This window comes from Carnobacterium jeotgali MS3, from assembly GCF_000745125.1.
GTDB classification, from domain to species: Bacteria; Bacillota; Bacilli; order Lactobacillales; family Carnobacteriaceae; genus Carnobacterium_B; species Carnobacterium_B jeotgali.
In genome coordinates, this window is the sequence record NZ_JQNF01000003.1 from 87,390 (window position 1) to 100,760 (window position 13,371).

Annotated in this window: 13 protein-coding genes and 1 pseudogene; 3 read left to right on the forward strand and 11 right to left on the reverse strand. The window is 34.5% G+C overall.

Annotated features, from left to right (window positions below; all coding sequences use genetic code 11):
- Nucleotides 1-20 precede the first annotated feature (20 nt).
- From BP18_RS00605 to BP18_RS00635, 7 genes are all read right to left on the reverse strand, one after another.
- Nucleotides 21-227 (reverse strand): YqgQ family protein, encoded by a 207-nt coding sequence (locus BP18_RS00605; protein ID WP_029276406.1) that lies wholly within the window; start codon nt 225-227, stop codon nt 21-23.
- An 11-nt stretch (nt 228-238) separates the two neighbouring features.
- Complete coding sequence (locus BP18_RS00610) at nt 239-946, reverse strand: rhomboid family intramembrane serine protease (RefSeq protein WP_029276404.1); 708 nt, start codon at nt 944-946, stop codon at nt 239-241.
- Nucleotides 947-1,138: 192 nt separating this feature from the next.
- Nucleotides 1,139-1,441, reverse strand: coding sequence for a hypothetical protein (locus BP18_RS00615; RefSeq protein WP_029276402.1), 303 nt, complete (start codon nt 1,439-1,441; stop codon nt 1,139-1,141).
- Between the two features lie 166 nt (nt 1,442-1,607).
- Entirely contained in the window at nt 1,608-1,757 is a 150-nt protein-coding gene (gene rpmG, locus BP18_RS00620) for a 50S ribosomal protein L33 (RefSeq protein ID WP_007724164.1), read from the reverse strand.
- A 157-nt stretch (nt 1,758-1,914) separates the two neighbouring features.
- Nucleotides 1,915-2,427 (reverse strand): MltG/YceG/YrrL family protein, encoded by a 513-nt coding sequence (locus BP18_RS00625; RefSeq protein ID WP_029276400.1) that lies wholly within the window; start codon nt 2,425-2,427, stop codon nt 1,915-1,917.
- A 24-nt stretch (nt 2,428-2,451) separates the two neighbouring features.
- Nucleotides 2,452-2,802 carry a hypothetical protein gene (locus BP18_RS00630; RefSeq protein WP_007724167.1) on the reverse strand — a complete coding sequence of 117 codons (351 nt, stop codon included), beginning with the start codon at nt 2,800-2,802 and terminating at the stop codon, nt 2,452-2,454.
- A 188-nt stretch (nt 2,803-2,990) separates the two neighbouring features.
- Nucleotides 2,991-5,114 carry a peptidoglycan D,D-transpeptidase FtsI family protein gene (locus BP18_RS00635; RefSeq protein ID WP_029276398.1) on the reverse strand — a complete coding sequence of 708 codons (2,124 nt, stop codon included), beginning with the start codon at nt 5,112-5,114 and terminating at the stop codon, nt 2,991-2,993.
- Nucleotides 5,115-5,268: 154 nt separating this feature from the next.
- Here BP18_RS00635 and BP18_RS00640 point away from each other — a divergent pair, with 154 nt between their 5' ends.
- Nucleotides 5,269-8,043, forward strand: coding sequence for a YfhO family protein (locus BP18_RS00640; protein WP_029276396.1), 2,775 nt, complete (start codon nt 5,269-5,271; stop codon nt 8,041-8,043).
- The gene (locus BP18_RS00645; RefSeq protein ID WP_029276394.1) at nt 8,040-8,678 is read left to right on the forward strand and encodes a pentapeptide repeat-containing protein; all 639 of its coding nucleotides are present in this window, start codon (nt 8,040-8,042) and stop codon (nt 8,676-8,678) included. Before BP18_RS00640 ends, BP18_RS00645 begins: the two co-directional genes overlap by 4 nt.
- Nucleotides 8,679-8,756: 78 nt before the next feature.
- On the opposite strand, the gene BP18_RS00650 is transcribed toward BP18_RS00645, so the two are convergent.
- On the reverse strand, nt 8,757-9,287 hold the full coding sequence (locus BP18_RS00650; protein WP_029276463.1) for a hypothetical protein: 531 nt from the start codon (nt 9,285-9,287) through the stop codon (nt 8,757-8,759).
- Between the two features lie 148 nt (nt 9,288-9,435).
- The gene (locus tag BP18_RS00655; protein WP_029276460.1) at nt 9,436-10,044 is read right to left on the reverse strand and encodes a superoxide dismutase; all 609 of its coding nucleotides are present in this window, start codon (nt 10,042-10,044) and stop codon (nt 9,436-9,438) included.
- A 175-nt stretch (nt 10,045-10,219) separates the two neighbouring features.
- Between BP18_RS00655 and BP18_RS00660 the strand changes: the two genes are divergently transcribed.
- On the forward strand, nt 10,220-11,050 hold the full coding sequence (locus tag BP18_RS00660; protein WP_051669210.1) for a DUF1189 domain-containing protein: 831 nt from the start codon (nt 10,220-10,222) through the stop codon (nt 11,048-11,050).
- A gap of 44 nt (nt 11,051-11,094) precedes the next feature.
- Here BP18_RS00660 and BP18_RS00665 read toward each other — a convergent pair whose 3' ends face one another.
- Both BP18_RS00665 and BP18_RS00670 read right to left on the reverse strand, forming a co-directional pair.
- The gene (locus tag BP18_RS00665) at nt 11,095-12,444 is read right to left on the reverse strand and encodes a DEAD/DEAH box helicase (RefSeq protein ID WP_035050141.1); all 1,350 of its coding nucleotides are present in this window, start codon (nt 12,442-12,444) and stop codon (nt 11,095-11,097) included.
- A 171-nt stretch (nt 12,445-12,615) separates the two neighbouring features.
- Nucleotides 12,616-13,200: pseudogene (locus BP18_RS00670) on the reverse strand (KUP/HAK/KT family potassium transporter); the annotation flags it as partial.
- Between the last annotated feature and the right edge of the window lie 171 nt (nt 13,201-13,371).

Consider the following 13,371-nt stretch of genomic DNA (forward strand, 5'->3'; position numbering starts at 1 on the left):
TTCCTCCAAATTCAGCATTGTTACTCTTCTAATTTTTCTTCTTCTTTTCGATGCTCTTGTTTTAAAACGAGTAAAGCAGGCAAGTATTCAGTTCTTTCAATTAAACCATTCTCATGTAGTTTCTTTAACTCAATCATCATTAATTCAATATCCCAAGACCGTTTTCCAAGATAAACGTAAATACCAAATCTTTTTAGCAACTGTTGTACATCATACAAATTTATCATGGCTTCACTCCCTAAAGTCTAAAAGACGAAATAGGTGTATTAAGGTATCCTAGATAGGCTAATACGACAACCAGGATAGCAAAAAGGCCCCCATAGATCAATCGCTTATTGCGCCATTGTTTTACTGGATTAGGCACACTAATCGCTGTCGCAATTAAGAAACCTCCAAGTAAGCCTCCTAAATGTCCTGCCATATCAATTGACGAACTAAATACGCCAAAAACAATATTAATAATGATCAATGTTCCAAAGCTTTTAGCCATCTGTTGAATGGCTGGATTATGTTTAAAAGTCTGGCCAAGCATAATGGTTGATCCGAATAATCCAAATAAAGCTGTACTAGCTCCTGCAGATAGACTGTCACTAAATGCAAAACTCGCAAGATTTCCCGCTATACCGCTGAGTAAGTAGATACCGGCAAACCGCAAATGGCCAAACATACCCTCCAATTGTTCTCCTAAATAATAAAGAATGACCGAATTCATCAATAAATGAATAAATCCAATATGCAAGAACATTGGTGTAATCAATCTCCACCATTCTCCCAAAACAATATACGGATTAAATTTAGCCCCATACTTTAGCAAGGTAACCATATTCGTACTTCCACCATCTAAAGTCATTAGGATAAACGCTAGAATCTGAATGGCTAAAAACAGGTAGGTTACGACTGGTTTTCTAAGAAATCGTTTTATTTTCATTTGAGTTCCATACTCCAAACTGTCAACTCCATTCTATTTACTAAACTATTTATTTAACCGTTCTTACTTATCAAACAATCTTCACTAGTTATTATAGCACAAAGCCTACTGTTCCTGCTTTAAAATTTCGCATAAAAATACTGCTGAAATTTAGATTGTTGATTCAAATTTCAGCAGCATTTCTCTTATCATTAACAGACGTTCGACCTTCTATTCCATATTTTCAATGTCTTTACTTAAATTCTTTACAGCGTCTAAGTTTCCTTTTGTGTGTTTCCCTTCAAAATCAACTTCAGTTTTGTCTGTATCTTCTTTTGCATCCGTTCTAAAAATTGAAACGGTTACAATTTGATTCGGATTTAAATAATAGGAAGCTCCAGATTCATCTTCTAGTAAAATAAAATTTTCTAACAATTCACCATCTTCATCTGTTGCTTTATTTAGTACTTGTTCAATGGAACTAGTTACTACCAATGATTTTCCATTGCTTAACGCTATTTCACATTTATCCATTTTCAAAACCACCTTCTGTTTTAGTACTATTAGTATAGCAAATACAAATCATTGAACCTAATTCTATGCCTTTTAACTTATTTTTTCCCATATAAAAAAGCTGAAAGAAAATCTTCCAGCTTAATCTATAAAACGATTCTATTTGCGAATTGAAATAACAAAAATGTTATTTTGTTTCACGATGTAAAGTTACAACGCGTTCGCGCGGGCAGTATTTTTTAAATTCAACACGGTCCGGACTGTTACGTTTATTTTTCTTTGAGATGTAATTACGTTCTTTACATTCTGTACATTCCAATGTGATATTTACACGCATGATTTTCCCTCCAAGCATTAAACAGTATTTATTTGAAGACATATTTCGTTGTCTTCTGACTTAAATATCATATCACTTTTTGTATAAACATGCTAGTATTTTTTTAGAGGTTGTAAAGTTTTTTTACTTTACGCTCATGTTTCGTTTCACTTTCAGTCTAATTATTCCCCATCAACACATTAGCCAACTGTTCATAATCCATCTCACTAGATACTTCATATGAACCTGGGCGAATTAGCGCAGCATAATTATTATTTTCTAAAAATCCATCAAAATCAAAAGCATCTTCAATCAATCCTTGCGCTTGTAATTGTTGGCTAGCAACACTACTCGGATCCCCATCATTGATGGTAACAGTAATTTTTTTCTCACTAGGTTCAGAAGATTCAGCTTCAGCACTTTCCGTTGACTCACTTGTCGCTTCTTCTTTAACCGCTTCTGACTCACTTGTTGCCGTTTCTTTTTCTAAATTAGCGATTTCTGTTTCAGCTAGTAAAGCTTCATATTTTTCTTTGTAAGATACTTCTTCTTTCGTTAATGCTGATTCTTCAACCACTGTATCTTCAGAGGCTATAGTTTGAACATCATAGAAGAACAGTCGATAGCCTGCAAGAACAATAGCAGATACTAGAAATCCTAATGCTAAATAACGTAAAGCGGGTTTACTCATTCTGTCATTCTCCTTTACCAGGGATTAATTATTTTTCACATACTCATCGATAACAACTTTTACAGTTGCCTCAGATAAACGGGTTTGCATCACAATATCTTCGATTGCAACACCTTGTGTATACAAACTAACCACATGTTTCTTTAAAACATTATGAATCTTAGCTGAGGTAGGTGTTTCCTTTGTTTGTATATTTAATTCTTCTTCTAAAACTGAAACACGTTTTTTCAAACTATAAATGTCTTGTAACAGTTGCAAAGATAACTCTTCAAATTCTTCTTTAATTTTTTCGCCATTGTCTTTTCTATAAAATGACCAGCCAATCAATGCAATTGCAATGACTAATAAGATAATGACAATTATCCATAAGTCCATTAAATTCACCTCTTCTTTTTATTCTCAAAGCTCAGTTTAACATACCTCCGTTTAAAAAAGTACTTTGTAAAATAAATTTAATAATTTAATCTAGCTTTAAAAAAGTTTGAAACAACCTATTACATTAATTTGTAATGCATAAAAAAAAGATTTTGCCCACTCTGTGGCAAAATCTTTTTTCTCTATTGTTACTCTTCAGTTGTTGGTTTATTTTCTTCAGCAATATCTTTTGAAAGATCAGCGTAATCGCCAACTTGGAAATAAGCATCAAGAACTTTACGAGCAATACCTGTATTTTCATGATTCGTATTTGTATTTGGCAAATAAGGAATAATGACAAAGACCGCAATCTCAGGATTATCATACGGAGCATATCCTACAAAGGTCCGGTTGGTTACACTTTCGCCTTTTCTATTTTTGTTGACCCCATCATAAAAAGCTTCAGCAGTTCCTGTTTTACCGGCCACGGTATAATCAGCGCCCACAAAGGCACTTCTAGCAGATCCATTAGCTCCATTAGCTACTTGGTACATTCCTTGTTGAACGCGGTCCATCTCAGTTTCTCCAACATCAACGATATTCAACACGTCTGATTCTATTTGTGTTTGAACAGCACCTAAATTCCCTTTAGCATCTGTTGCACGAATTTCGTCAACAAGACGAGGAGCAATCCGTTTCCCACCATTTGCAATCGTTGAAACATATTGCAGCATTTGAATCGGTGTATAAGTATCGTACTGTCCAAATGCAAAAGTCAATGCTAAACCGGGATTTTCAGCTGTTCCTATAAAACCAGAGCCTTCACCGGGTAAATCAATTCCCGTTTTCACACCCAGCCCAAATTGAGCATAATAGCTTCTTAATTTTTTAATGACATTTTTATAATCAATATTTAAAGCCATTTTGTTATAATAATCGTATTCCCCACCCATACGCATGGCAATTTTGGACATATACACATTGGAAGAGCGTTCTAAAGCCGTAATATCATTCACTGTAACTCTTCCCGAACGGTTGAAAACAGAACTAATCTTAGTCCCATCAACAAATAATAATGGTTCATCCGCTAATGTATTATCCGCTAGTGTGATGGCACCATCCATATACCCAGCTAATACAGTTGCTGGTTTGACCACGGAACCCATTTGATAAGTATTGTTGAGGAGACCTAGTGTGTCATCTTCAATCTCACCCGTTTTCGCATTTCTTTTTTGACCAGTCATTGCTAAAATTTTACCGTTATTAGGATTAGCTGCAATAACATAAGCACTATCGTTCAGCCCTTCGCTTTCAGTAGCTACGGAATTTTTAGCAATATCTTGAACAATCTTTTGGAAATCCATATCAATGGTTAAAACAAGATTATTGCCTTTTTCACCGGCATAACTTTGGATTGTATTAACAATATCACCATTTTGATTGGTTTCAGTTTCTGATTTTGACTTCGATCCACTTAAAACTTGTTCATATTGTAATTCTAAGTCACTTTTTCCCACACGGTCATTACGTGCATATCCTCGTGCGAGGTAAGTAGCTGCTTTATTCTCTGGTAATCCTTCAGACTCGCTGGTAACATTTCCAAGGATACTTTTAAGCATATCGCCTTCTGGATACGTTCTGACCCAGTCCGTCCCGGTATCCACTCCTGGTAAGGTTAAAAGATTTTCACTGACCTTTGCGATTTCGTCATTGGTTACATCTTCACTTTTGATATTGATGGTGGATAGAGAATAGGCACCATTCATTCGTTTAAAAATAGCTGCTGCTTCTTGTTCTTCTTCATCGAACTGGATATCCTCATCAGTAACTTTATCCACTTGTAGTTGATAAAGTTTTGATCCGTCTAATGTCTCTTTTTGTTTATCCGAGATCCGTTTATTTACTTTGTCTTCATTCAAAGCAATCCAAAAATCTTTTAAGTCTCTTCTGGATAAATCAAAATCGCTCTCTTGCTCAAGCTCAGTAATATTTGGCATCTTGATATATTTCGCCAAATCAACAGCAATCTTTGCCATATCTTTACTAGAAACGCCGGTACCTCTTGTATATGTGATTGCTTGAAGTGCATCATTTCCAACTAATTTACGCTGTAGTTTGTCGTAAATTTCACCTCTAGGCACGGTTCCTGTTGCTAAAGTCGTTTCTGTTCGTTGAACCTCTGTTTCAAATTCTTCACCTTTTACAATTTGCAGATAGCCTAATCTAACGATTAACATAGCGAATAATAGAAAGACAGTAAAGAATAAAAAATTCAGCCGAAATGGAATATGTGATTTTTTCTTCTTATTATGATTTTTATTATTTGTTTTCAAAAAACGACACCTTCCTGTTCAAATTAACTTGTCTCATTGTATCAAATTTGATTTGAATTAACTACTGATTAAAGAAAACTTTAATTATTTCGTTCCATTCTATGCTATTCTAATACTTGTAAGAATTACAAGTTTGTTAATGGAGTTGAACCTTATGCAAAAAACAATGCAGACCTTTATTCAAAAACAATGGCCCTTATTGTTAGCTTTTTTCGTCCCATTCCTTACGATGTCACTCATTTATATTTTCCAAGGAGTTTACCCTTTTGGGAATGATTCTCTTTTAACAGTTGATTTGGGTCAACAGTATGTTGATTTTTATGCGTATTATAGACAAACTTTTTTTGAAGATCCAACCACTTTCTTTTATTCTTTTTCTAAAGCTATTGGCGGAGATATGGTGGGATTATGGGCTTATTACTTGACTAGTCCTTTTAATTTACTCTTTTTGCTGTTTCCGCATACTCAAATCGTTTTAGCAGTAACCTGCTTGACCTTATTAAAAATTAGCCTAGCAGGACTGAGCTTTGGTTACTTATTAAAAAAAGCTTTCAATGGAACAGGTTTTATTTTAGCCGCCTTTTCCATCAGTTATGCTTTAATGGGGTATACGATTGTCAACCAATTAAATATTATGTGGTTAGATGCCCTTATCTTTCTACCGCTCATTGTATTAGGTCTTGAGCGCTTAGTCGATAAAAAATCCGGCTTAGGATACTCTGTTTTTCTGGGCATTATGCTATTCTCAAACTATTACATGGCGTATATGATTTGTTTATTTTTAATTTGTTATTTTATTTTTCGCTTAATCGGTGTTTCTTATCCAAAAGGAACTCTGTGGCGGATAAAAGCAAGAAAAACGCTTAGTACAATTGGTTTATTCATTTGGCATTCTTTATTAGGTGCAGGTCTGGCAGGAATCTTACTGCTTCCCACATTTCATTCTCTTATGGAAAGTAAAGCTAGCTATACAGAATTCGAACTAGATTGGAAGTTAGCCTATCCTTTCTTAGAAATATTATCAAAATTATTTATTGGTGCTTTTAACTTTGATCAAATGCCTTCTGGTTATCCTAACTTATTTATTGGCAGTTTAGCGCTGGTCTCATTCTTATGTTATTTCTTTAACCGATTTTTTTCAAAAAGAGAACGACTAACAGCCTTAGCCATCATGATTCTATTTGTTGTTTCAATGAATCTTGAAGCTTTTAATAAAATCTGGCACGCTATGCAGTACCCTATTTGGTATCCGTATCGTTTTTCTTTTGTAGTCTGTTTCTTCATGCTCGTGAATGGTTTCCGGAGTTTCATGCATTATGAGGGTATGAGACCTGTCAGCACTTTTGTCAGCATGCTGGTAACAGCTTTGGTGAGTGTTTATGTTTACCAGGGTGATTTTGAATTTATTTACATCGAACAAATTATTTTAACAGTATTATTCACGTGTATTGTTATCTTTTTACTCATTATCAAACCACAAAAATATACTTGGTTACCTGTTGCTTTTTTCATTCTCACTACAGTAGAAATGGGGCTAAATGCCCAGATTGATTTATCCCGTTTAAGTTATGTCGACCAAGATAGTTTTACTGTTTACCAAACTGGACTAGATGATAGCATTGATGCTATCCAAGAAGCGGATGACAATTTTTACCGAATCGAAAAAACCTTTTTACGGACAAAAAATGATAGCTTTCAAGCGAATTACCCAAGTATAACTCATTTCAGTTCTACTTTTGAACGGACGATTCCTGCTTTATTCGGTAGTCTTGGTTTTCCAGTTGGGGATGGTTTTCTTGCCTATTCTAACGGAACCTTGTTAACGGATGCTTTATTTGATATTCAATACTACATGAGTGAAAAAGAACCCCTTTATTTTACAGATGATGCCGATTTTTCAGGAACTGAAAATGCACCACTAAAAAAAGCTCTTAACCAAACTACCCAATCGGCTTCATTGATGGAATCGCTATTGACTCCACCTGTTTCAGATGAAAAAAAAGCCACCTTTGAATTGAATGCCATGCAGACAAAACCTGATTTGCGTTCTTATACAAAAATTGCCGAAACTGATAAAACGTTTATTTATGAAAATCCAAATGCTCTACCTCTTGCTTTTAGCAGCTCAGATGCTATTTTAGCTGTTTCTTTACTAGAAGATAAACCTATCCAATTGCAAGAAAACATCTTGCGAGCTTTAACCGGTAATCAACCAGTAGAAAGATTCTTTATTCCAACTGATTTTGATAGTACCGTATACCAAAACGTGACCACCTCTGATACGCTTAATGAGACAATCTATCAAAAACAAGTTCTAAATAATGATGCTTCAGTGAGTTTTCAATTTACACCGGAAACAAACGATTCATTTTATTTAACACTTAGTCCAAATATTAAAGATGAAGATGTTGAATTGTTTTTAAACGGAGAGCCCTTTACTCAGTACGAAACGTATCGTGACCAGTTAGTTTTAAATATTGCCAGTCAGAATAAAGGCAATACCATCACTTTTAAAATCAATTTAAAAGAATCAACGATCCGTTTAAAAGAGTTCAATTTGTACCGCTTAGATTCAACCGCATTTGATCAAGCTATTCATTCTTTGAAGACTGGCGGTATGACGATTGAAGAATACGACAGCAACTCATTTAAAGGCACTGTAGACATCCAGAAAGGGCAAAAAGTCTTAATGACAACCATTCCTTATAGTGAAGGATGGGCAGTCAAGATTGATGGTGTTCCTGTCCAAACGAAACAAGCATTAGAAAGTTTATTAGTCGTTCCAATCACCGAAGGAAAACACGTTATTGAATTAGACTATACAGCACCACTATTTTTTGAAGGAGTAGTTCTGACCGTTATATCGGCATTGCTCCTTTTAGTAACAACTTTTTTTCTAAAAAAACCCATTAAAGGTGGATATTTATGAATTCGTTAATAAAAATTGCTCAACCGAGAATACCCAACCAATTAAGTACCGCTAACTTTGATGACATTGGCCATGAATCTTTTTATACCAATTGTCAATTTAAAGATTGCACCCTTTCCAATAGGCAGCTAGAAAATGTTTGTTTTCAACACGTTTCTTTTGTTAACGTCACATTCGAACAATGCCAGTTTACTCGTTTTGAATGTTTAGATGTTACCTTTGAAGGATGCAATATCAGCAATAGCGAATGGATTGGATCAACTTTTCATCGGACTTCTTTTAAAGACACGAAAATGTTAGGTACCAATTTCGCAGAAGCTTCAATCGTTGACGTTCATTTTGATCATTGTATTTTAAATTATAGTTCTTTCAATTATGCTTCTATGAAACAAATCCGTTTCCAGAATTGTTCCCTTCTTGAAAGTGAATTTTTTGAAGTCAAATGGAAAAAGTTAGATTTTGTTACATGTCAATTGAATCGCATGTCTATCATGCAAACGAATCTCAATGGCTTAAATTTAAGTGACTCTGAATTTGAAAGTCTAGCAGTATCCACTGACTTGGTAAAAGGATGTAAATTAAACGCGGGCCAGGCTCTAATTATTGCGAATATGCTAGGTATTGTTATTGTCTAAAGTTGATTCAGTCTCTCATAACTAATTTCTCACATAAAAAGAACGTATAGAGCAATTAATGCTCTATACGTTCTTTTTTTATCGTCTAGTTGTATTCCTATCCGAATTAGGCTCCATCCAAGCTTGATTGTTGTAACTTCCATTAAACCTCGGACTGCTAATATCGCTATTAGCTGAGCCGGAGTTGATAAAATCTGATTGATGATTAAATTCTTTATTTCCTTCAAGATCTGTCAGGGGTCTACCCAACCTTTTCTTTGGGTACCAATAATCATTATCTGACGATTCACCTAAAAACAAAACATAGTTTAAGTCAAACATAGCTTGATTATACTGGTCTTTTTCAGTTTCTTTTGTTAATCCGTATTTTTCCAAAGAAAAAATATCATCGGATTCAGCATGTTGAATCATCCAAGTTATTTTTTCCAAAAGGATGGGGTCTTTTTCATAATGTGCAATAGCCGTTTTGTACTCATGCTTAACGTCTTCTTTGTCTTCATTGGTTACTAGTGTTATTTGGTCAACCGTTTGACCGCTTTCTAGCAAATGCGTTACTTTTCCTATCAATGAATCCATTGATTGAATGACACCTTCGAATTGTTTATCCATTCTACCCACTCCCAACTGATCAACCTATACATTACTTTCCATCCATAAGCTAATTTTACCACAAAAAGAAAACGTTTACAAAATAGTGGTACCCTACGATTACATACAAAAAAAACAATCCTAAAAGGATTGCTTTCTTGATTATAATTTATTTAGCTGCTTCGTAATGTTTAGCTACTTCTTCCCAATTAACAACATTCCATACTGCTTTCAAATAAGCAGGACGTTTGTTTTGGTAGTTCAAGTAGTAAGCATGTTCCCAAACATCTACTCCAAAAAGAGGTGTTTTTCCATCAGTTAATGGAGAATCTTGATTTGCTGTTGCAGTTACTTCTAATTTACCGTTGTTAAGAACTAACCAAGCCCAACCTGAACCAAATTGTCCAGCTCCAGCAGTTTCAATAGCTTCTTTTAATTTATCAAAGCTACCAAAAGTTGCATCAATATCTTCTTTTAAAGCTCCAGTTGGTTCTCCGCCACCATTTGGTGAAAGAATTTCCCAGAAGAAGCTATGGTTAGCATGTCCGCCACCATTGTTACGAATAGCTGTACGAATTTCTTCAGGAACTGATTTTAAATCAGCTACTAATTCTTCAATTGATTTTGCAGCTAGCTCAGGGTGTTTTTCAAGAGCAGCATTTGTTTTTTCAACATATGTTGCGTGATGTTTGTCATGATGAAACTCCATAGTTGCTTGATCAATATGTGGTTCTAATGCATCATATGCATAAGGTAATTTTGGTAATTCGTAGGTCATAATTAATTCCTCCAGATAATTTTTTAAGTTTCACATAATAAATGTAACACCTTTCACTAAAAAATACAAAGCATTAGGTTATCTTTATGGTTGAAAAATAACACATTTGTTTTTACGTTTATTTTAACCTATTGAGTTTATTAAATTTAACCGCTACAATAAAACAAAGCAACCTATGCTTATCGTTCATTTAAAAAAATATTTTTGTTTTATAAAGTCAGGAGAGATCACTATCCAATTAATAAATATATTTAAAAACTCGCTGCTTCATCCAGAAAAACTCGTTCAAGCGATTACTTTGAAAAAAGGCAAAACATTTCTCTATTTTCTATTTATCGCTTTTATCGCGACTATCCCGCTTTGGATACAAAGTAACAACACAATTGATGATTTTAGTCGTGATGGACAAATTATTTCTAAAAGTATTCCATCATTTAAGATAGAAAATAATCAGCTTGTTACAAATGAACCGGTAAAAAGTTATATTTATCAAACGGATTCAATTATTTTTACCTTTGACCCAAATGGCGAAAGAACGATTGAAGATGTGAAACAAGATCTGATTGGAGACCTAGTAGGTATTGCATTTTTAGAAAATGGCCTTTATTTTAGTATTCCTGGTTATCCTATTCATTTCCCATATACTCAGCTAAACGGTTTAACAAGTACTTCATTCATCGACCTTATACTGAGTGTTCAATCATTTGGTAGCACTCTACAGATTCTAACCTTTGGCATGGTTTTTTTGATTAGTTTAATTCTTACGTTTATCTATACTTTATTATCGACTTTATTTGCAAATGTTCTCTCTATGATTACAGGAAAGCAGTTGAAAATTGGTGAAAACTTTAAAATTGTTTTAGTTGCTTCCACTTTGCCAACTCTCTTTATTGCTTTTCTAAATAGTGTTGGCCTTGTTCCCACTTTCCAAATAGAGATTAAAACAATGGTAACCTTATTCATTTATTATCTAGCCATTCGAGCCATTCCTAAAGGGAAGAAATAAAATAAAAAAGAGTGGAGAAATTTAATTTCTCCACTCTTTTTTATTTATTTTTTCTTATTTGCTTTTTTGATTGCGTTAGCTTGACTACGACGTTCAACACGACGTTTTTTGTCGCTACTTTCTTTGATCGCACGTGACATTTTTTTCTTGTAGCCTGGTTTTACTTTTTTCTTTGTTTGACTGATCATACTTTTCAGTCTAGGATCAACGGTATCAGTAGACGTGTTTTCACGAGTTTTACGGCGTTTACGGTCATACGTATCTACTATTTCACCTTTTTGAATTGTTTTTGGATCAAAAGTAATGCCTAACTTTTCAATGTCGATAATTAGATTTTCATCGCTTGGCGCATAAAGGGTAATAGCTGTTCCTTTAAGATTGTTTCTTCCGGTTCTACCAACACGGTGAATAAAGAAACTAAGGTCTCTTGGAATTTCAGCATTGATAACATGTGACACACCTTCAATGTCAATCCCGCGTGCAGCTAAATCAGTTGCCACGACAAATTGATATTCAAGATTTTGTACTTGTTTCATCACACGTTTTCTTTCACGTGGAGGAATATCTCCATGAATTTTAGCTACTTTAAGTCCTCTAGATTTAAGACCATCAGCTAATTCATCAACTTTAGATTTAGTATTCGCAAAGATCATGACTAAATAAGGTTGACCAATTGTTAATAGCTCATAAATAACATCAATTCTGTCTTTCCCTTTTGTAGAAATAAGCCAGTTTTCAATCGTTGGAGAAATAATCGCTTTAGGCTGAATTTGTTCAAATAATGGATTAGACATATACTTTTTCAAGAACGGTTGTAACTTGATCGGTATAGTAGCTGAGAATACCAACATTTGTAATTTTTCCGGCAACTTGCTTGCAATTTGATCAACATCCGTTAAAAATCCCATGTCTAAAGTCATATCAGCTTCATCAATAACCAATACAGGAGATGTATGAATCAATAAAGATTTTTCAGTGACTAAATCTAAAATTCTTCCAGGCGTTCCAATAACAATATGCGGTTGTGTACCTGACAATTTAGTCATTTGTCGTTTTTTATCTGTTCCACCTACGAAATTTTGTACAATAATCTTTGTAGGTGCTTTTTCGACTAGTTGAAGTGCTGCTTGATAAATTTGTTCTGCTAGTTCTCTACTTGGAGTAGTGATCACCACTTGCACTTCTTTGCGTGATGGATCAATTTTATTTACTAATGGAAGTAAAAATGTATGAGTTTTTCCTGAACCCGTTTGTGATTGACCAATAACACTTTTCCCATTTTGGATAGCTGGTATAAGTTTTTGTTGAACTTCAGTTGGTTGTGTAAACCCAATTTCTGTTATTGCGTCAATTAAAAAAGGTTGTAACCCAAACTTTTCAAATGTCTGTTCCATTTTATCGCCTCATTTCTCTTGATACTCTTTTGCATCTTTTGTATTATAACACAAAACAGAGCGATTCGTTACTTAAATATATTCCATCTTTAAAACACTTTAAAATGGCATCACAAGGAAGAGCACCGAAGAAAACAAATTCTCCGGTAGTTGCTAGGAAAACACTTCCCATACATTTGCTAATCCAATCCATCCAATCATTAAGATCCAAAGGAACATTAACGGGCCGAAGAACTTCCCAATTACTTCTGTTCCAAATCTTTGAATTAAAAACAAAAGAGAAATGATCACAAGAGTGATTAGAATAACCGTTCCTTGTCCAGTTCCGAAGACGGAAACATACGAAGGAAGGGTCCTTAATCCCTCAACTGCGGTCGTAACTGTAACCGCGGGAGTCAATATCCCATCCGCTAATAGAGCGGCTCCTCCGATTATTGCTGGAATAATGAGCCAACCTGCTTTTTTTCTAATTAAGGCATATAGAGAAAAAATACCGCCTTCTCCGTGATTGTCTGCTCTTAAAGCAATCAATACATACTTGATTGATGTCAATAATGTGAGTGTCCAGTTTACTAAAGAAAGAGCTCCGTAAATAAATTCATTTGTAACAGAAGCTAACCCCCCATTTCCTTCTATCAAAGCTTTCATGACATATAGTGGAGAAGTTCCGATATCTCCGTAAACAACGCCTAATGTTACTAATAGTCCAGCAACTGAAATACTCTTTTTTTGCTTTTGCGTCAACTTATTTTCCAAGTGAAAGCTCCTCTCGTGTATCTTGTATCCCTCTCATAAAACGGAAAAAAGCAAGACCTATGCATAATTTTATCCATTATACATAGGTCTTGCTTTCTAAGTTTAAACCAGTGTTACATTAACACTTATTAGTTGATTTAAACACATGAAACATGTTAGCTACTCCACTAT